A 22406-nucleotide genomic window follows, 5' to 3' on the forward strand; every position below is an offset into this window, starting at 1 on the left:
GAATTACTCCTCAACAGTTTTTCCTTTGCTCAGACCGGCTGCGGCTCGCTCCATCTCAAGAAAGGCATGGTAGGCCACATTATCACTAAAGGGTGCACTCAGCTCGTCCAGCTCCTGCTTTAACTGCTCTTTTTCTTCCTTTGAGGCACCGTTCGCTTGCTGAAGCAACGTGTAATATTTTTTAGCGGTATCATTCATTGCCTGCCAACGCTGACTCCGAGAAGGCACCTCAACACCCATCACCCTTTCCACAATATCTTCAACACTCTGATCACTGAATGGCTCAGTTGGTGCAGGTGACGCTGTTTCAGAGCTTTCATCCGTGGGCAGAACAGAGTTTAAGTCAATCACTTCACCGGGTCGTAAAGATTGAATGATAAAAGGAGAGTGAGTAGTAACAATAAACTGCACTTTCGGGAATGCTTCCCGCAGATCATTTAATACCCGACGTTGCCATTTGGGATGCAGATGTAAATCGACTTCATCAATCAGCACAATGCCGGGAGTTTCTAATGGGGCTCTATCCATCAGATGAGGATTCAGGCGACCCGCTCTGTGTGCTATATCTGCCACTATAGCCAGAGTATTACGATAACCATCACTCAGATTATCGAAGCTGAATAGCTGTCCGTTTTCCAGCTCAATCATCAGCTGTTGCAGTTCAATATCAAAATAAAAGTACCTACACTCAGGTATACAATATTGAATCGACTTACGAACCGCTTCGAGCACGCCGAATTTTTTACCCTTCTGGAACGAAGCCTGCTCCAACTGAGCAAACCATCTAAGAAACAACTTGTGGCTGGAAGCTGGATCAAGGCAATCACGATAGCCTGCCGATCTGGATTCAGGCTTCGTCAGCTTTACAGCTTGTTTAATATGCCAGAGACGGCCAGTGCCGTAATAGCCAAAAACAGGCAACAGGACTTTTTCGCCTTTTTCCATCCTGGCTCTGGTATCTTTCCCCAATTTGGCAATGTTCTTTGCCAGGATACGGGTGGTTTTACCTTTCTCGGATTTCAGTTCCCGAGTCCAGTGCAAGTCTTCAAGAAGAGATGAATCATTATTACTGGCTAACTCCGCCAGAGAGGCACGACAAGAAAGCGAAACCCCTTCGTCCCACTGCGGCTCAAGAGTCACTGAATCACCCAGATTGATCTGCTTTAGCCGTACCTCTTCCTTGCGGATATGCCGCCCTACACCAGCTTTGAAATCCAGCAGATAACTCCCCATCATAATGGACAGAGCATCAAGAATGGCGCTTTTACCGGTTGCATTATCACCGATGAGAACGGAGACATTCGTATCAGTATTAAACTTGAAGACCGAGTCCTCAAACTTCCGAAAGTTTTTGAGCCTGAGCTCGCGTATCTTCATACATTCACCTGAACCTGTGAACCCTTGTCAGACCTTGCTAAACAAAGGCTCTGGATAAACCAGAGACCTCAATCATAACCCTTAACAACCCTTTGTGCTCGTGTATCTAATAAACTCACAAAGGTTACTGACTTTAGTGAAAAATGTATTTAGTTCTGTATGCAGGTCAGACTAAGGAAAGATGATATAAACCCCTGAGGTAACAGGACTTCCGACAATCAGCGATTCTACAATATCTTTCTGATAACAACTCCACCAAAAAGAGCCGATGTTATATAATGGAAGTTCCCTCTCACAGAGGGATGAACCATAGTTTGTTTAAATAAAGCTCAGTTCACTACCCTGTTCCCCGCGCCTGCGGGGATGCCTCGTTTTTTGATGCGCTGGAAACCAGCCTCCGCAGAATAGCTGTACTCTGCATCTCCCCAATGCCCATGGTGGCCTTGCTCATCGGCTTTCATTTCCAGCCATATTAATCCGACATCATCCATATCGGGCAACTGCCCTTCATTTTTATTCCAACTGGCTGGTATTCCAAGACTATTCAGGCTGATTTTTTCAAAGCGGTTACTTTTATCCAACTCGTCAACCACCGAGCCATCCAGCAGGCAACGTTTACCCTTAGCATTGGAAATAACTGGAACGAGTGTCAGATTCATTTCACCATCACGGGTAACTGCAGAAATTTTATTATTAGTATCTTCCAGCGTATTCATCGCGGATTTAATTAATATTTCTGCACCCATACGCTGACTTTGCTGATGATCAGCAAAATCTTGATGAGACTTCATAACCCAATCAGGCTCACTCCCCCAGTCTTCTTTATCATAAACTGACTCAATCCATTTCCGGTATGCATCAGGAAATTCAACGATACTTCCAGAACCCGCCAACAACTGTTGAGTTCGCCATAGTATGCGACTATCACCATATATTAACTCATGCAGCTGATAATCTTCAGATTCCGGAGGCACCAACACAGTACAGAGAGGCTGATCAAATCCGTCAGGACGATTGTGCTTGTTTTGATGTCGATGCAGCCGACCCCAGCGCTGGAATAACAGGTCGACGGGACAAAGTTGAGTAATCATCCAATCCATATCAGCATCAATAGAGCACTCAAAAACCTGAGTACTGACCAATATATGCCCCTGCTGTCGCTTACCATCGGGGCCAAACAGATCAAGGACTTTGACCTCTTTCTTCTGACGATCAGCAAACACAAAGCGGGAGTGAAACAGAATCAGCTGCTCTTCACTCAGTCGCCCAGCCGCTTTTTCCCGTAACTGCTGTAAGGACTCCTGTGCCACATCAACGAGGTTGCAGATAAAACAAACCTGAGCCCCCTGCTCTGCAGCAGTGATCATTCGCTCCAACAAGTCATCATCAGGCAACAACTCGGATACGGTTTGCAGTTCGATATTGACATGCGTTTTGGCGGGCTGCTGACGGACATCGAGCGCGAAGTGTTGCTGCTTTTGTCCGTAGCTGGTTATGAGTGGATAAGGAGCATCAACGGGGTTTTCAAAATGGCTGGGCACTGTGTTACCGGCCCAGGCCACCATTAGTTGCTGCTTTTGGTAGTCCGGCAAAGTTGCAGACAACAAAATGGCCGACCCTCCCACAGTCCGCTGCTGTTCCAATACTTCCTCTAACAGGCCGTACATATAGGCATCATAAGCATGCACCTCATCAATGATGAGCACACTGCGCCCAATACCAAACCCGCGAACAAACTTGTGTCGCACCGGCAACACTGAAGCGAGCACCTGATCGACTGTACAAATGCCGATTTGCCCTAAAAAAACTCTTTTTTTACTTTCAGCCAGCCATTGCGCACATTGAACTCTGGCTTCCTTTTCCCCCTGTGCAGGGCGTGAATTGAATGCTTGTTTGAGATCGATAAAATCCTGCTGAAATCCAGCCCGCCCATGAGCTAACACCGCATTGACTTTCCCCCGAAAAATAATAGGTGCAACCTTTTCTATACGCCCCAACATAGCATTGGCTGTTGCCTGAGTCGGCAGTGCGAAGACAATACTATCGGCAAGGTTCTGTTGGATTAATTGCCAGGCATGAGCCAGCGCGGCTTCTGTTTTTCCTGAGCCGGTTGAGGCCTCTATTAATGTTAAGCTCTCAGTGAGTGGTAGTTGATCCACCAGACACTGAACTTGTCTTGGCTGATACCCTTTCTCAAGCAAGTTCTGAATAGTAGGATTGTCACGAGTTTGATAACCAATAATCCCTGCTCGATGAAGCAAACGTCTGGCGATCGTCAGACGCGATTCAAACCACTCCTGAAGATCACCTGTCGGCTGGCTTTGAAATTCAAAATTACCCTCACCACTGGCTGAACCCAACCAATCAGAAACCGAACAAAAACCAGCCAGCAAAGTACCATCAGCCAGAACTGGCGGGTCATCTTTCAGTGTCAGCCCGGCGGGTTTTAAAAATAGAGACTCAAGTGCTTTCAACCAATCCTGTCGAGCCTGTTGCAGTGATTCCAACCCCTGGGCACTGACCATACCCGGTGAAAAACCAAAGCTGCAGTCATCTTTGTCGGAGTTATCTGCCAGGGTTCCATGATGCCCTGCAACTGGTCCAAGCCAACTCAACCACGCCTTCCAGCTTTCATTTTCGTCATCATCACAAAAAATATAACTGTCATCCTGCTCACCTGCAAAACGATCCTGCCAGTCTTGATACAACCAATAAACACCGGCGGGCCCGTGATAATAATCATTAATGTTTTCTTGAAGAAAGTGAGGCTTAAAGCAATTTGTCTCAGGATTAACCTGCCGCCAGACATCCTTTGCTTTTAATTGAAAACGGATATCAAATTTGCCCAGGTCGTGTAAGGCAATAAAAAAAAGTAGCCAGGCCCGAGTCTGTTGATCTGGCAGGCCACTTTGATGACAAAACTGACGGCGGAGTGACGCAGATGCTTGCCACCAAACCTTCGCAACCGCAGCCACATCCAAACAGTGATAAACCAACAAATGATAACTGGCATTATCACCTTCAGATTGATTACCTGCTTTGCCCCAATAGTTATAGAAAGACATGCCTGCTTCCACTTTCTGACAAGAGTTTCACATTATAGGGGCAGGCTATATGAGTAACATGATAAACATCAACAGTTCATAACCTTTCAACCCCAACTCCCACTGTAGTTTTTGACAGCAAGTGAACAGGCTTCACTTTTGTTATGGTCAATAGGGCATTGACTTAACAACGAACCCACTGTTTTTTTAGGTTCGGGGTCTGACAAAACAAACATGAGCCTGAAAACCAGACGACAAGCCGAGCCTTTCCTCATACCCCCACCGAATTCGTAGATTAAGAATCTTACCCAATCTAAACCTTCTGACTTTTGTCATCGTCTACTCTTTAAAGCTGTCGGTCAGTGTAGCAATTTATTCGAGCTGATGACTTTAGCTCGCTTCACGATTTTACTTTGGTGTTGTTATTATGTTTCGTCTCGTTTTTTATCATTATTATCAGCTCTTCAAGTTGTTGGCCCTGGCTTTTGTCTCTCTGCTCATGCAGGTGAGTGGCTCCTATGCTGACGAATGTTCGGGTCATAAAGACCCGGGGGCAGCGACTGAATGTAATCCGTCAAGCGCCCCTTCGGCATCAAAAGACAAGGCTGAACCGGAACCTGGGTATTCTTTTGTGGGCAATGAGTATGTGGGATTCTTTATAAAAGGCTCCGTTCCCCGGGACAAAGCTATTGAGCTGGCCGGTGAGGCTTTTCAATTCGTTTCACCGGCAGACTCACCGGAACGAGTAAGCTGCGCTATGCTGGTGGTCACCATTAACATTGATAGCGCCTTCAAGATTCCATTGCCTAACTTCTTTCAACCAGTTTACACCGAGGCTATCTGGATGCTGGAACTCAGCAAAGGCTCATATCTGGCAATCAAAGCACATACTGATTCATTGAAAATGAAATATGTTCTCAAATATTTCGACAAATACAATACATCTTATGGCTCAATGACAGTCAAAAAAGTAAATGGGAACGACACTTTTTCTCTCCGTTCAGAGGAGGGCCTTTTATTTTCAGCTACCTTTGGCGACTCAATAGAGAGTGATGATACATCGCTAATAGAGAATTTATGGACAAGAAGCGCTAATGGTGACTATTACAAGATTCCATGGGGGACTGCCAAACCTTCTGAGGCCTATTCCATAAAATGTCAGGTAGACGACAACCTTGACAAAAGTATCTTTGCAGACGTCATCTGGGACAATACTGCACAGCTCTATATGAAACGCAAACATGAATGTTCCATGGCGATTTCCGCTGAATTACCACTATTGTCCGATTAAGCCTGCGCCAAATCTGCTTAAATACCAGGCAGGGGAATACCCTTCCCCGCTCGCGCAGGGCACCCGGTACAGCAGCCTGGTGATATTGAAGCCTTATGGTTCAGTTAATGCTCTGCCACTCCCAGCGCACTGCGCTGCATCTCAATACTGGTGGTGCAGAAATCCCCTGAACCATCTCTGGCTGAAAGCCTATTAATTACTCTCACTGCCTTGTGGGAGCGAAAGGTCATATCCAGACCGGCATTACTGTGTTTAACCGGCGCAGGCTCTCCCCGGTAGACTGTGGCTGAGACGGTGATCTTGTTCAGATCTTTCGGATCGACTTCAAACGGGCTCTCGTCCAATACAGTGAAGTTGGCGTACTTCCCGACATCAATGGTGCCAATCTGGTTTTCTAAGCGGGCAGTATAGGCCGCGTTGATAGTGATGGCCTTGAGTGCTTCTTCGACACTGATCCGCTCCAGAGGCCCAAGTGTTCTACTGCCGGATAAGCCTAAGCGGTTAACTGCTGCCCAAGCCAGGCTCAGTGGCTGCGCCGGTGCCATGGGTGCATCAGAGTGTAGGGAAAGTACACCGCCTGCATCAATGAACGATTGGCCACGGGACATGGTTTCCGCCCGCTCTTTCCCGATTCCGTGCACGCTATAAAGCTCACCCAGTATGTGGGTGTAGTAAGGATTAACGCTGAAGTTGGCGCCCTGGTCAACGGCTCGGGTAATATCGTCTTTGCCGGTAAAGCCCAGGTGGTGGTATCCGGTTCGGTGATCTTCTCTGGGCGCTTCATTGTTTAGCGTTTCAACAATATCGATAGCGGTTTCAAACCCGAGGTCACCATTTGCATGGACAATAACCGTGTAATCGTCGTACCAGTAAGGCCTCATGCTGTCTTCGAGTTCTTCCGGTTTTTGGATCCATTCGCCTTTGTGGCCATCGGTATAGCCATCTTTCATATGCATTAACTGGCTATACATTGCCCCGTCAGAAAATAATTTGACGTACTTTGGCAGCCAATTGATTTGGTCAGATTCTTTGTAGGTCCGGGTTTGTTGTTCTGCCATGGCTTTGCCTTTTTCGGCATCATTTTGCGATAGCATGTAGGTGAAATTGCCTGCCGGGATCAACCAGTAGTCCATCGGAAAGGTATCATTGGTCAAGACATCCACCATTTCGTTATACATCTGCGCAGAGAGCAGGACACCCGGGTCAATCACCGTGGTGATACCGCCTGAATGGACATAGTCTTTAGTGCGTTTAACCCCTTTGGCAAATCGTCCCGAGTCCAAGAAATACATAAAGAGCTCGTTCATGATCGCTTTCAGACCCGTCTCGTAGGCGTGACCTCTATCCCAATTAAGCTGGGATATTTGTTTTTTCTTCCAATCCGTTTCGTTCCAGCCCAGCATCTTAAGGGCAGCATCGTTAAAATAAACCTCGTGAAAGCTACGGTGCCATACAATAATTGGCCGGGTTTCGGAGAGCTTATTCAAGGCCTTTTTGCTCATGTTCTGACCATGAAAATAGTTGTGATATCCCCAGGTAATAAGAGGTTCGTTCTCAGGCAGAGACTGTTCCAGTCGAGCAAGCTGGTCAAAGTAGGCTTTCTCATTTTGGACACCATTCACATACCCCCAGGGGAATGCCCAGTCTGCGGGGGTGATGAAATCCATACTCAGTAACAGACTGCTCATCCAGATATGCATATGAGGCTCGACAAAACCCGGCAGAATCGTTTTATCGATGTATTGTGTATCTACCACCAGATTACTTTCGTTTTTGTAGGCTTCTATCAACGCTTCCTGATGGCCGATATTGATAACCTTCCCGTCCTGAACTGCAATGGCGGTGGGTTTGTCTTTAATGGTCTCTGAGAGGGTAATGATGTCATTGGAGACAAATACAGTGATGGGGCTGGTAACAGACTCATCTGGACCCCCTCCGATTGAGCACCCTGCCAGGATGGATAAGGACACAGTTAATGCGGAAACTTTGAAGATATTTTTCATATTACAAACCGTCAATGAAAAAGGCAGAGCATCCCCGGGTTAACCACTCCACCAAAAGGCAAGATGCAAAAAATAGCAATATTAAACGGCCATGATAAATGCATTATGATGGGCAATTACATTCATTTTTTATGGGCAGCAGGAGAAAGATAAATGTTCTCATACGAGCACTTAGCCGCATTTTGCGCCACGTTTGAAGAAGCCAGCTACAGCAAAGCAGCGAAGAAACTGCACAAAGACAGAACCACCATTCGTGAGCAAGTGAAGGCGTTAGAAGACAGTTTTGCAATCCGTTTGTTTGCCATTGAGGGAAAGAAAGCCGTGGCAACAAACGAAGCTGATGCCCTCTATCGTCAGGCAAAGGTGCTGGTTAAAAACAGTAATCTTCTCTATCGCCGAATGATCGACAGCTACAAACAGACACTTGAATCTCTGATTGTTTACCATGACAACCTGGTACCCAATAGCTTGATAAGACTGGTTAATCAATCAGTCAGGGATCAGTTTCCGATGTTGCGCCTGCATTGGTTGCATCGAAACCGGGATGAGACGCTGGACGCGTTAGTGAGCAACCAGCATTGTGTTGCCATTATGCAAAGCCGGCTTAGAAACATGCCTGAGCGTACCTTCAGTTTTATTAATCTGGGTACCAGTGAACACGGTTTTTATTGTCATCCTGAGCACGCACTGGCAAAGCGAGATTGTATTCAAATGGATGAGCTTGAACTGGCCACGCAATACTTAAGCGAAAACCACCATAATAGTAATCCTGAACTTTATTCCATTTCTACCCATGTATGCTTAGTGAGTAATAATGATGTACTACTGACTCTGCTGCTTGAAGACGGGTGGGCGATCCTGGAGCACTCTTTAGCTGCGCCCTTGTTGCAAAGTGGTCAGTTGGTGCAACTCAATGTTAATGAACTGGCTAACGCGCTTCGGGTACATTTATCATTTTATTGTCCTCCGGAATTAGAACGTTATCCGGAAGTTGCAGCTGTTAAATCTGCATTACAGGTATTTGCCAAGAGTAATTTCCGCTAGTTGCAAGGTACTCACACTCCAGAGAAATAGCGGAATCAAGAACTCCGGACTGGATAACCATGAACTTTTATGCCTGTTTACTGTCGAATGGCATAGATTTCTTTGGATGTTCTATTGCTATGAGTTACGGATTACCAACAACAACCCATGCCGCCGCCAGTTCGAGTACCACTACGACATCGCAACCATCACAGTATTATTCGTCAGGTTCAAGTACCGATACTGCACCAAAGCGTAAATCTGACTTAAACCCGGAAGCTCGACCGTTTGTGCCACGTGCTCAAGGTGTTCAGGAATGTACGAACACACCTCCAGATATCGGGCACCGACAAGCCACTGAATACCCAACGTCTACTCCCCGGAGGTTTGGCCAAAGAGCAAATAGCTCTCGCCCTGAAGCGACTCAACAAGCGATTAAAGAAAAGATCAGTAGCGGTTTCGATACATTAAAAGATAAGGACTTCATAAATGCAGAAGCAACATTCCGGGCCATCTTAAACGAAAACCAGGGCAAGCTGACCCTGTTAGAAGAGCAGAACACAACCATAGGGCTTGCAAGATCGCTAAAAGAGCAAACTTATGAAAAAAAGAGAGAAGCCTGCGACCTTCTGGAAAAACTCAGGTTGAAAGGAAAGCTCACCACGCTCAGGGCTTCGACCATTAAAAGCCTTGATCTGACCCTGAGTCAATGTGAAATGGCACTTGGAAGGTACCCTGATGCTGAAGCACGACTTTTGAGACTGAGAAACATAAACCCCGATGCTGATGAGACGAGCCTTTGTCAGCCTTCTGACAATTTTGACGCTGATATGTCTAATAGCAAGCTGTGGCAGGTTATGGAAAAACACACACTGACTGAAACATTGCTGCTCAACATGCGATCAGTGTTGACTATTAATTTACAGTCGGTCCGATCCGCTTACGCCTTACAAAAACTGCATAAAAACCTCCATACAGTTAATATGACTCTGGCAATATTCTGGCAGGAGAGAGGCAAAAATCAATGGGCTGAAGGTCTGCTGTTGAGCATAATGGGTGAAGCCGCCAATGGCAGTGAGGAGTTCCTGCACCGTCCCTGTCATCATGACATTAAACTGGCGCTGGCAAGACTCTGGAACCTGATGGACAAAAATTATCAATCTGAAAGACTGCTGCTGAGCCTGAGCAACAAGCCTCCTTATGCCAGTGAGGAGATTATGTGCACCCCCTCTGATCATCGTAAAATTGATCTGGCTCTGGTGCGGCTTTGGCAGAAGATGGGTAGATATGATCGGGCTGAGAGACTGCTGCTGAATATGAGTGGCAAGCACCTTGGTATGAGTTCGGACATCCTTTGCAGGCCATGTGGGCAGCATGTCATTGATCTGGCTCTGCTGCGTCTATGGCAGGATATGGACAAACATGAACTGTCTGAAAGACTGCTGCTGAACATGAGCCACAAGCATCCCGATGACAGCGAAGACACCCTGTGCAAGCCCATTGGAAATCATGTTATCGACATCACTCTGGCACGACATTGGGAGCTGGCGGGCAAATATAACCGCTCTGAAAGACTGCTGCTAAACATGTGTGGTATAGACCCAAATGCCAGTGAAGACACCCTTTGCACACCTGGTGAGAATCAGGAAATTGACCTCACCCGTATGCGACTCTGGCAGCTGATGGGCAAATATGAATGGTCTGAGAGACTGACCCTGAATATGAGAGGCAAGCCCCCCAATGCCGATGAAGACACCCTTTGCTCGCCTTCCGGGAATCATAACATTGACGTGTGTCAGGCACGAATCTGGCAAAATATGAACAAATATGAACTGTCTGAGAGGCTGCTGCTGAACATAAGTCACAAGCACCCTAATGCCGATGAAGACAGGCTCTGCACGCCTTCCGGGAATCGTGAAGTTGATCTGGCCCTGGTTCGACTCTGGAAGATAACGGGAAAAAATAAAATAGCTGAAAGCCTGCTGCTGAACATGAGAGGTACTCACCTCTATGCCAGTGAGGAAGAACGATGCAGCCCCTGTGGAAATCTGGAACTAGACATGACTATAACGCGACACTGGGAGGAAACAGACAAACTGTATCTGTCTGAAAGACTCTTGCTGAACATGAGTAACAAGCACCCCTTCGACAGTGAGGATCGTCTGTGCATGCCTTGTGGGAATCGTAACGTTGACCTGGCAATGGTTCGACTCTGGCAAAAAACAGGCAGATATGAATGGGCTAAAGTACTGATCACTCGCTGCTATGATTTATACCACTCGAGTGAGTGTGAATTAGCAATGTTGAGCTTATGTGCCGGAGAAGCAGGATTTTTCGAAATGACCAGCAGTTATCCGGAGAGCGCTAATACCCTGCTGGCTAAATCGATCCATTATTTCAGACTGGCATGTGAGCAAATAACAGAGGACGTCCCGGGTTTAGGAAAAGATAACTTAAACAAGGCGATCGAGCTTGTTGAATCTGCATTGGCAAAGTTCCCCCCAAGTGCAGGCGCTTGTTCGCAAAAAGCGCATTGTCTCAGAATGATGGGTGCCAGCGAGAAAGAATGGAAGGAATGGTTCCAAAAAGCCAACCTCCTTGACCCCAACCGATTACAAAAGAGTAAAACTGATTTTTGGCGAAGCAAAGAATCCGCTGCTCTTCAAAAGTTATGGGATCTCAAAGAGCAAACAGACATTTTTGAACCTTTATGCCTGATGACTCAGGCCAGCCTGCCGGGCAAGAAGGATTTATGGACATGATGAGTCGCTATCCGGAAAGTGCGAACCTTGCAGGCTCTCAATATAGACGAACAAACATGAACTTTAATGTCCGTTTGCTGTCCAAGGAGCACAGTTTTACAGAGATGTATTGCAATGACATACGGACCAACATCAACCAACAGCGCCACGGTCAGTTCCAGCGCTCCGACATTTACGACACCCCAAGCGAGTAAATCTTCCTTAAACCCGAATGCAGAACCGTTTATTCCACGCTCTGAACAGGTTAAGCAAAGCCCGGACACACCCTTATCTGTCAGATACCCACAAACGACTGCAGGCCAGAACATCACTCCTCAGACGTTTCAAAAACAGAGGATAAAAAATTATTCCAAAGAAACTGCAATGAAGGTTAATAACGCTTACGAAGCACTAAAAAAACAAAATTTCATAAAAGCAGAAGAAATATTCCGGACCCTCTTAAGCGAAAACCAGGGCATACAAAGTCAGTTGGGCTATCAAGACATAATCATAGGGCTTGCAAGGTCGCTAAAAGAGCAAGCGGTTAACAAACAGATAGAAGCCTGCAATATTCTGAATCAACTCAGATCAGAAGGACCGCTTAATGCATTTGGGGCTTCGACCATTCATGACCTTGATCTGACCCTGAGCCTTTGTGAAGAGAAAATTGGTTTGCCACTGAACGCGGAAGCACGACTTTTGATGTTGAGAAACAAAAGGCTCAATGATAATGAAAATGCCCTGTGTGCGATTTCTGGCAATTTTGACGCAGACATTAACATGGCCCGAATATGGCAATTTTTACACAAATGGTCGCTGTCTGAAAAACTCCTGTTGAACATAAGAGCAGCGCTGATTAATAGCCTGTTGTTGAATCCATACGATGTAGAAAAATTGCGCAGACACCTCCATCTCGTAAATTTGGCTCTGGTTCGACTCTGGCAGCTTATGCAAAAATTCCAACTGTCTGAGGGCCTGCTGCTGGAAATGATGGGCAAACATCCCGATGACAGTGAGGACATTCTCTGCAAGCCCTCCGCCCATGATGACATCAACCTGGCTCTGGTGCGTCTCTGGCAGGATATGGGGAAACATAAACAGTCCGAAAGACTGCTGCTGAAAATGAGCAAAAAGCATCCTGAGGACACTGAGGACATTCTCTGTCGGCCCTCTGGGGATCATGACATTGACCTGGCTCTGGCAAGATTATGGATAATTATGGGCAAACATAAGCTGGCTGAAAGACTGCTGCTGAGCACTTGTGGCAAGCGCCCCGATGAGAGTTGGGACTACCTGTGCAAGCCCACCGGGCATCATGTTATTGATCTGGCTCAGGTACGCCTCTGGCAGGAAATGGACAAACATGAACTGTCTGAAAGACTGCTGCTGAACATGTGCCACAAGCATCCTCATGACAGTGCAGACAGCCTGTGTAAGCCCACTGGGCATCCTGTTATCGACATCGCTCTGGTGCGACATTGGGAGCTGGAGGGCAAATATCAACTGGCTGAAAGACTGTTGCTTAACCTGTGTGGCACGCACCCGGATGCCAGTGAAGACAGCCTTTGCAAACCTTGTGGGAATCAGGAAATTGATCTGGCCCGGATGCGACTCGGGCAGCTAATGGGCAAACATGAACGCTCTGAAAGGCTGCTACTGAATATGATTGGCCTACACCCCAATGCCGATGAAGACAGCCTGTGCAGGCCCTCAGGGAATCATGACATTGATATGGCCCGGGTGCGAGTCTGGCAAGTTATCGGCAAAGATGAACTGTCCGAGAGGCTGCTGCTGAATATGATTGGCCTGCAGCCCGATGCCGATGAAGACAGCCTGTGCAAACCTTCCGGGAATCATGAGATTGATCTGGCTCGGGTGCGACTCTGGCAAGATAAGAGCAAATATGAACTGTCTGAGAGGCTGCTGCTGAACATGAGTGGTAAGTACTTATGTGCCAGTGAGGAGGAACTCTGCAGGCCCTGTGGAAATCATCTCACTGACCTGTCCCTGGCGCGACTTTGGGAGTTCATGGACAAAGATTACCTGACTGAAAGGCTGTTACTGAACATGAGTGGCAAGCACCCCAATGCCGACGAAGGCAGCCTGTGCAAACCTTGCGGGAATCATTTCATTGACCTGGCTCTGGCGCGACTTTGGGAGTTCATGGATAAAAATTATCTGGCCGAAAAGCTATTGCTGAACATGAGTAGCAAGCACCCCGATGACAGTGACGATCGTCTGTGCATGCCTTGCGGGAATCATCATATAGATCTGGCACTGGTACGACTCTGGCAGAGAATCGGCAAATATGAATGGGCAAAAGAACTGATCACGCGCTGCTGTGATGTATACCCTTCGAGTGAGTGTGAATTAGCACTGTTGAGATTATCTGCCGGGCAAGCAGGATTTTTGGAAATGATCAGCAGGCACCCGGAGAATGCTAATACCCTGCTGACTTGCTCGATCCATTATTTCAGGCTGGCATGTGAGCAAATAACAGAGGGCGTCCCGGAGTCAGGAAAAGATAACTTAAACAAGGCGCTCGAGCTTGTTGAATCAGCATTGGAAAAGTACCCCCCGAGTGCAAGAGTTTGTTCGCAAAAAGCGCATTGTCTCAGAATGGTGGGAGCCAGGGAGAAAGAATGGAAGGAATGGTTCCAAAAAGCCAACTTCCTTGAACCCAACCGATTGCAGAGGAGTAAAACTGATTTTTGGCGAAGCAAAGAAGCCGCTGCCCTTCAGAAGTTATCGAATCTCAAAGAGTAAACAGACATCCTTGAATCTTTATGCCTGATGACTCAGGCCTATCTGCCGGACAAGAATGATTTATGGGTATGATGAGCCGCTATCCGAAAAGTGCGAATACCTTGCAGGCTCTCAATATAGACGAACAACCATGAACTTTAATGTCCGTTTGCTGTCCAAGGAGCACAGTTTTACAGAGATGTATTGCAATGACATACGGACCAACATCAACCAACAGCGCCACGGTCAGTTCCAGCGCTCCGACATTTACGACACCCCAAGCGAGTAAATCTTCCTTAAACCCGAATGCAGAACCCTTTATTCCACGCTCTGAACAGGTTAAGCAAGGCCCGCAAGTACCCTTATCTGTCAGATACCCACAAACGACTGCAGTCCAGAACATTGCTCCTCATACGTTTCAAAAACAGAGGATAAAAGATTATTCCGATGAAACTGCAATGAAGGTTGGTAAGGCCTACGAAACACTAAAAAAACAAGATTTCATAAAAGCAGAAGAAATATTCCGGACCCTCTTAAGCGAAAACCAGGGCATACAAAGTCAGTTCGGCTATCAAGACATAATCATAGGGCTTGCAAGGTCGCTAAAAGAGCAAACGGTTAACAAACAGATAGAAGCCTGCAATATTCTGAATCAACTCAGATCAAAAGGACCGCTTAATGCATTTGGAGCTTCAACCATTCATAACCTTGATCTGACCCTGAGCCTTTGTGAAGAGAAAATTGGTTTGCAACTGAACGCGGAAGCACGACTTTTGATGTTGAGAAACAAAAGGCTTAATGATAATGAAAATGCCCTGTGCGTGCTTTCTGGCAATTTTGACGCAGATATTGCTATGGCCCGGGTATGGCAACATTTACACAAATACTCGCTGTCTGAAAAACTCCTGCTGAACATAAGAGCAGAGCTGATTAATAGCCTGCTGTTGAATCCATACGATGTACAAAAATTGCACAGACACCTCCATCTCGTTAATTTGGCTCTGGTGTTTCTCTGGCAGGATATGGGTCAACATAAACAGGCCGAAACACTGCTGCTAAAAATGAGCAAAAAGCATCCTGAAGACACTGAGGTCATTCTCTGCAGGCCCTCTGGGGATCATGACATTGACCTGGCTCTGGCAAGATTATGGATATTTATGGGCAAACATAAGCTGGCTGAAAGACTGCTGCTGAAAATGAGCAAAAAGCATCCTGAGGACACTGAGGACATTCTCTGCCGGCCCTCTGGGGATCATGACATTGACCTGGCTCTGGCAAGATTATGGATAATTATGGGCAAACATAAGCTGGCTGAAAGACTGCTGCTGAGCACTTGTGGCAAGCAGCCCGATGAGAGTTGGGACTACCTGTGCAAGCCCTCCGGGCATCATGTTATTGATCTGGCTCTGGTACGCCTCTGGCAGGAAATGGACAAACATCAACTGTCTGGAAGACTGCTGCTGAACCTGTGCCACAAGCATCCTCATGACAGTGAGGACAGCCTGTGTAAGCCCACTGGGCATCCTGTTATCGACATCGCTCTGGTGCGACATTGGGAGCTGGAGGGCAAATATCAACTGGCTGAAAGACTGCTGCTTAACCTGTGTGGCACGCACCCGGATGCCAATGAAGACAGCCTTTGCAAACCTTGTGGGAATCAGGAAATTGATCTGGCCCGGATGCGACTCGGGCAGCTAATGGGCAAACATGAACGCTCTGAAAGGCTGCTACTGAATATGATTGGCCTGCACCCCAATGCCGATGAAGACAGCCTGTGCAGGCCTTCAGGGAATCATGACATTGATATGGCCCGGGTGCGAGTCTGGCAAGTTATCGGCAAAGATGAACTGTCCGAGAGGCTGCTGCTGAATATGATTGGCCTGCAGCCCGATGCCGATGAAGACAGCCTGTGCAAACCTTCCGGGAATCATGAGATTGATCTGGCTCGGGTGCGACTCTGGCAAGACAAGAGCAAATATGAACTGTCTGAGAGGCTGCTGCTGAACATGAGTGGTAAGTACTTATGTGCCAGTGAGGAGGAACTCTGCAGGCCCTGTGGAAATCATCTCACTGACCTGTCCCTGGCGCGACTTTGGGAGTTCATGGACAAAGATTACCTGACTGAAAGGCTGCTGCTGAACATGAGTGGCAAGCCCCCCGATGCCGACGAAGGCAGCCTGTGCAAACCTTGCGGGAATCATTCCATTGACCTGGCTCTGGCGCGACTTTGGGAGTTAATGGACAAGCATTATCTGGCCGAAAGGCTATTGCTGAACATGAGTAGCAAGCACCCCGATGACAGTGACGATCGTCTGTGCATGCCTTGCGGGAATCATCTTATAGATCAGACACTGGTTCGACTCTGGCAGAGAACCGGCAAATATGAATGGGCTAAAGAACTGATCACACGCTGCTGTGATGTATACCCTTCGAGTGAGTGTGAATTAGCACTGTTGAGTTTATCTGCCGGGCAAGCAGGATTTTTGGAAATGATCAGCAGGTATCCGGAGAATGCTAATACCCTGCTGACTTGCTCGATCCATTATTTCAGACTGGCATGTGAGCAAATAACAGAGGGCGTCCCGGGGTCAGGAAAAGATAACCTAAACAAGGCGCTCGGGCTTGTTGAATCAGCATTGGAAAAGTACCCCCCCAGTGCAGGCGCTTATTCGCAAAAAGCGCATTGTCTCAGAATGATGGGTGCCAGCGAGAAAGAATGGAAGCAATGGTTCCAAAAAGCCAACTTCCTTGAACCCAACCGATTGCAGAGGAGTAAAACTGATTTTTGGCGAAGCAAAGAATCCTCTGCTCTTCAAAAGTTACGGGATCTCAAAGAGTAAACAGACACCCCTGATATGCCTGATAACTTAAGCCCATCTGCCGGGCAAGAAGGATTTATGGAAATGATGAGCCGCTATCCGGAAAGTGCAAACCTTGCAGGCTCTCAATATAGACGAACAACCATGAACTTTAATGTCCGTTTGCTGTCCAAGGAGCACCGTTTTACAAAAATGTAATAGTTCTATGGCATATGGACCAACACCGACGACCGGCACTGCGGTCAGTTCCAGCGCTCCGGCAGCAACGCCTGAAGCGAATAAATCTTCCTTAAATCCGAATGCAGAACCGTTTATTCCACGCTCTGAACAGTTTAAGCAAAGTCCGGACACACCCTTATCTGTCAGATACCCACAAACGACTGCAGGCCAGAACATTCCTCCTCAGACGTTTCAAAAACAGAGGAGGAAAAATTATTCCAAAGAAACTGCAATGAAGGTTAATAACGCTTACGAAGCACTAAAAAAACAAAATTTCATAAAAGCAGAAGAAATATTCCGGACCCTCTTAAGCGAAAACCAGGGCATACAAAGTCAGTTCGGCTATCAAGACATAATCATAGGGCTTGCAAGGTCGCTAAAAGAGCAAACGGTTAACAAACAGATAGAAGCCTGCAATATTCTGAAACAACTCAGATCAAAAGGACCGCTTAATGCATTTGGGGCTTCAACCATTCATAACCTTGATCTGACCCTGAGCCTTTGTGAAGAGAAAATTGGTTTGCAACTGAACGCAGAAGCACGACTTTTGACGTTGAGACACAAAAGGCTCAATGATAATGAAAATGCCCTGTGTGCGCTTTCTGGCAATTTTGACGCAGATATTACTATGGCCCTGGTATGGCAACATTTACACAAATACTCGCTGTCTGAAAAACTCCTGCTGAACATGAGAGCAGGGCTGATTAATAGCCTGCTGTTGAATCCATATGATGTAAAAAACTTGCGCAGAAAACTCCACACCGTAAATTTGACTCTGGCTCGACTCTGGCAGCATCTGGAAAAATTCCAACTGTCTGAGAGCCTGCTGCTGGATATGATGGGCAAACATCCCGATGACAGTGAGGACATTCTCTGCAAGCCCTCCGCCCATGATGACATCAACCTGGCTCTGGTGCGTCTCTGGCAGGATATGGGTAAACATAAACAGGCCGAAAGACTGCTGCTGAAAATGAGCAAAAAGCATCCTGAGGACACTGAGCACATTCTCTGCAGGCCCACAGGAGATCATAACATTGACCTGGCTCTGGCAAGACTATGGATCATTATGGGCAAACATAAGCTGGCTGAAAGACTGCTGCTGAGCACTTGTGGCAAGCACCCCGATGAGAGTTGGGACTACCTGTGCAAGCCCTCCGGAAATCATATTATTGATCTGGCTCAGGTTCGCCTCTGGCAGGATATGGACAAACATGAACTGTCTGTAAGACTGCTGCTAAACATGAGCCACAAGCATCCTCATGACAGTGAAGACAGCCTGTGCAAGCCCTCTGGGCATCCTATTATCGACCTCACTCTGGCGCGACATTGGGAGCTGGCGGGCAAATATCAACTGGCTGAAAGACTGCTCCTTAACCTGTGCGGCACGCACCCGGATGCCAGTGAAGACAGCCTTTGCAAACCTTGTGGGAATCAGGAAATTGACCTGACCCGGATCCGACTCGGGCAGCTAATGGGCAAACATGAACGCTCTGAAAGGCTGCTACTGAACATGATTGGCCTACATCCCAATGCCGATGAAGACAGCCTGTGCAGGCCTTCAGGAAATCATGACATTGATATGGCTCGGGTGCGACTCTGGCTACGTATCGGTAAAAATAAACTGTCCGAGAGGCTACTGCTGAATATGATTGGCATGCAGCACAATGGCGATGAAGACAATGCCGATGAAGACAATGCCGATGAAGACACCCTGTGCAAACCTTCCGGGAATCAAGACATCGACCTGGCTCGGGTGCGACTCTGGCAAAATACGAGCAAATATCAACTGTCTGAGAAGTTGCTGCTGAACATGAGTGGTAAGTACTTTTGTGCCGGTGAGGAAGAACTGTGCAGGCCCTGTGGAAATCATGCCGTTGACCTGTCCCTGGCGAGACACTGGGAGTTAATGGACAAATATTACCTGACTGAAAAGCTGTTACTGAACGTGAGTGGCAAGCATCCCGATGCCGATGAAGGCAGCCTCTGCAAACCTTGCGGTAATCATCTCATTGACCTGGCTCTGGCGCGACTTTGGGAGTCAATGGACAAATATTACCTGACTGAAAGACTGTTACTGAACATGAGTGGCAAGCACCCCAATGCCAACGAAGACAGCCTGTGCAAACCTTGCGGGAATCATTTCATTGACCTGGCTCTGGCGCGACTTTGGGAGTTAATGGACAAACATTATCTGGCCGAAAGGCTATTGCTGAACATGAGTAACAAGCACCCCGATGACAGTGACGACCATCTGTGCATGCCTTGCGGGAATAATGTTATAGATCTGACACTGGTACGACACTGGCAGAGAATTGGCAAATATGAATGGGCTAAAGAACTGATCACACGCTGCTGTGACTTATACCCTTCGAGTGAGTGTGAATTATCACTGTTGAGCTTATCTGCCGGGCAAGCAGGATTTTTGGCAATGATCAGCAGGTATCCGGAGAGTGCTAATACCCTGCTGACTTGCTCGATCCATTATTTCAGACTGGCATGTGAGCAAATAGCAGAGGACGTCCCGGGGTCAGGAAAAGATAACTTAAACAAGGCGCTAGAGCTTGTTGAATCAGCATTAGAAAAGTACCCCCCGAGTGCAGGCGCTTTTTCGCAAAAAGCGCATTGTCTCAGAATGATGGGTGCCAGCGAGAAAGAATGGAAGCAATGGTTCCAAAAAACCAACTTCCTTGACCCCAACCGATTGCAGAGGAGTAAAACTGATTTTTGGCGAAACAGGGAAGCCGCTGCCCTTCAGAAGTTATCAATCTCAAAGAATAAAAAAACTTCTTTGAACCTTTATGACTGATGACTGTCCAACAGCATAGATTTTCAAGGAATCTACATCATTATGAGTTACGGGCCAACACCTACAACCAGCGCTCCAGCCAGTTCGGGCACTGAGACATCGCAATCGCCTCAATATTGTGCGCCAGTTTCCTATGCCGATGCGGCAAAAAAGCCTCCATCTACCTCAAATCGGCAAGCTAAACCTCTCAATCCACCGACTCAACTTCCAGAAGGTGTTCGTCAACATTCGAACAGACCCTCAAGGCAAGCAACTGCATACCAGAGTTCTACTCCCCGGACCTTTCAGGCGAAGACCTGCCCTCCTCAGGCGCTTAAAAAAGCGATCGATAGCGCTTTCGCGATGCTCAACAATCAAAATTTCACAGCTGCAGAAAAAGCATTCCGGGCCATCTTAAACGGCAAACATGGCATACCGAACCGGTTCGACAAGCAGGAAGCAACCATAGGGCTTGCAAGATCTCTAAATGAGCAAACCCGCGAAAAACAGATAGAAGCCTGCTCTATTCTGGAAGAACTCAGGTTAGATGGAAAACTTAACAGGTTCGGAGCTTCGACCATTAGTCACCTTGATCTGTGCCTGAGCCTCTGTGAAGAAGCACTTGGAAGATACCTTGATGCCGAAACCCGACTGTTGAGACTGAGAAAAAAAATGCGCGATGCCAATGAGAGAGTCCTGTGCGAACCTTCTCACTATTATGCCGCAGATATTAGTAATGCACGACTGTGGCAGCTTATGGGCAAATACACTCTGGCTGAAACATTGTTACTGAACTTAAAGACAGAACTGATTAAAAACCTGCAGTCAAAACCCTATTCTCCTGCTATATCAAAACTGCGTAAATACCTCGATACCGTCAACATGACCCTGGTGCGACTCTGGCAGTTGATGGGCAAACATCAAAAGGCTGAACTTCTGATGCTCGGCATCATTGGCAAGCACCCCAATGACGATGAGGACGTCCTCTGCAGGCGATCTGATCGTAAAGACGTTGATCTGGCTCTGACGTTTATCTGGCGGGGGTTGGGCAAGCGTGGGCGCGCTGAGAGGCTGCTGCTGAACATGAGTCGCAAGCATCCCGATGACAGTGAGGAGATTCTGTGTCGCCCCACTGGCCATCGTGCCATTGACATGGCTCTGGTGCGAACCTGGGAAGAAATGGACAAACTTGAGCTGGCTGAAAAGCTACTGCTGAACATGAGTGGAAAGCGCCCCGGTGACAGCGAGGAAGAACTGTGCAAGCCCTGTGGGCATCATGACATTGATCTCTCTCTGGCACTAGTCTGGCAGAGGAAATACAAATATATACGAACTGAAAAGCTACTGCTGAACATGAGTGGAAAGCACCCCGGTGACGGCGAGGAAGCACTGTGCAAGCTCTCTGAGAATCGCGAAATTAACCTGGCTCTGGTTCGATTTTGGGAACTGAAAGGCAAATATGAACTGGCTGAAAAGCTGCTGTTGAACATGAGTCGCAAGCATCCCGGCGCCAGTGAAGAGATCCTGTGCAAGCCCTGCTGGCAGCTGGAAATTGATCTGACACTGGTGCGACACTGGGGGATCTCGGGCAAATATCACCTCTCTGAAAGACTGCTGCTTAACATGAGTGGCAAGGACCCCGATGACAGTGAGGAGATCCTTTGCAAGCCTTGTGGAAATCATGATGTTGATCTGGCGCTGGCGATGCTCTGGGAGATGATGGATAAACCTGAACAGACTGAAAGACTGTTGCTGAACATGGGTGGTAAGCAGCCCGGTGACGACGAAGACAGCCTGTGCAAGCCCTCTGGCAATCATGAGATTGACCTGACTCTGGCACGCTGCTGGGAGAATACAGGCAAATTTGGACGGGCTAAAAGACTGCTTGAGCGTGGCTGTGAATTCTATCATTCGATTGAATTTGAACTCTCACTATTAAAGTTACCTAGCGGGCAAGAAGGATTTATGGAAATGATCAGTCGCTATCCGGAAAGTGCCAATACTTTGCTGGCTAACTCGGTCCATTATTTCAGCCTGGCTTGTGAACAGATCATTCAGGATGACCCGGAGTCAGGACAAGACAACCTTCATAAGGCTCTGGAATTTGTGGAATCGGCACTGAAAAAATACCCACCGAGTGCGGGAGCTTTTTCCCAAAAAGCGCACTGTCTCAGAATGCTGGGGAAAAATGAGCAAGAATGGAAGGAATGGTTTGATCGAGCGAGAGCCTTTGACTTCAGACGGGCACAGAGGGCTAAAACTCATTTTTGGCGAAACAGGGAGGCCGCTGCCCTTCAGAAGTTATCGAATCTCAAAGAATAAAAAAACATCCTTGAACCTTTATGACTGATGACTGTCC

Annotated in this window: 11 protein-coding genes; 8 read left to right on the plus strand and 3 right to left on the minus strand. The window is 47.3% G+C overall.

The annotated features are described in order from the left end of the window. Positions 1-3: 3 nt before the first annotated feature. Positions 4-1377 (minus strand): AAA family ATPase, encoded by a 1374-nt coding sequence (locus ACOMHB_RS18450; RefSeq protein WP_448217708.1) that lies wholly within the window; start codon positions 1375-1377, stop codon positions 4-6. A gap of 329 nt (positions 1378-1706) precedes the next feature. Further along, a complete protein-coding gene (gene cas3 / locus ACOMHB_RS18455; RefSeq protein WP_448217709.1) occupies positions 1707-4442 on the minus strand; it encodes a CRISPR-associated helicase/endonuclease Cas3 in 2736 nt (911 codons plus the stop codon). Positions 4443-4848: 406 nt separating this feature from the next. Between cas3 and ACOMHB_RS18460 the strand changes: the two genes are divergently transcribed. Then, complete coding sequence (locus ACOMHB_RS18460; RefSeq protein WP_448217710.1) at positions 4849-5712, plus strand: hypothetical protein; 864 nt, start codon at positions 4849-4851, stop codon at positions 5710-5712. 104 nt (positions 5713-5816) lie between these two features. On the opposite strand, the gene ACOMHB_RS18465 is transcribed toward ACOMHB_RS18460, so the two are convergent. Then, positions 5817-7715: an amidohydrolase gene (locus ACOMHB_RS18465; protein ID WP_448217711.1), complete on the minus strand. Its 1899-nt coding sequence runs from the start codon at positions 7713-7715 to the stop codon at positions 5817-5819. A gap of 153 nt (positions 7716-7868) precedes the next feature. Between ACOMHB_RS18465 and ACOMHB_RS18470 the strand changes: the two genes are divergently transcribed. The 7 genes from ACOMHB_RS18470 (at position 7869) to ACOMHB_RS18500 (ending at position 22369) form a co-directional block, all read left to right on the plus strand. Next, positions 7869-8759, plus strand: coding sequence for a LysR family transcriptional regulator (locus ACOMHB_RS18470; RefSeq protein ID WP_448217712.1), 891 nt, complete (start codon positions 7869-7871; stop codon positions 8757-8759). 119 nt (positions 8760-8878) lie between these two features. Next, entirely contained in the window at positions 8879-11500 is a 2622-nt protein-coding gene (locus ACOMHB_RS18475; RefSeq protein ID WP_448217713.1) for a hypothetical protein, read from the plus strand. Positions 11501-11614: 114 nt separating this feature from the next. Continuing rightward, complete coding sequence (locus ACOMHB_RS18480) at positions 11615-14245, plus strand: PABP-interacting PAM2 motif-containing protein (RefSeq protein WP_448217714.1); 2631 nt, start codon at positions 11615-11617, stop codon at positions 14243-14245. Positions 14246-14433: 188 nt separating this feature from the next. Beyond that, positions 14434-17064, plus strand: a complete 2631-nt coding sequence (locus ACOMHB_RS18485) for a PABP-interacting PAM2 motif-containing protein (RefSeq protein ID WP_448217715.1) — start codon at positions 14434-14436, stop codon at positions 17062-17064. Between the two features lie 15 nt (positions 17065-17079). Next, positions 17080-17241 (plus strand): hypothetical protein, encoded by a 162-nt coding sequence (locus ACOMHB_RS18490; RefSeq protein ID WP_422134575.1) that lies wholly within the window; start codon positions 17080-17082, stop codon positions 17239-17241. Positions 17242-17248: 7 nt separating this feature from the next. After that, complete coding sequence (locus ACOMHB_RS18495) at positions 17249-20068, plus strand: hypothetical protein (RefSeq protein WP_448217716.1); 2820 nt, start codon at positions 17249-17251, stop codon at positions 20066-20068. A gap of 42 nt (positions 20069-20110) precedes the next feature. Beyond that, positions 20111-22369, plus strand: a complete 2259-nt coding sequence (locus ACOMHB_RS18500) for a hypothetical protein (protein WP_448217717.1) — start codon at positions 20111-20113, stop codon at positions 22367-22369. The last annotated feature ends 37 nt before the right edge of the window (positions 22370-22406 follow it).

The sequence above is a fragment of the Endozoicomonas sp. 2B-B genome, assembly GCF_053470045.1.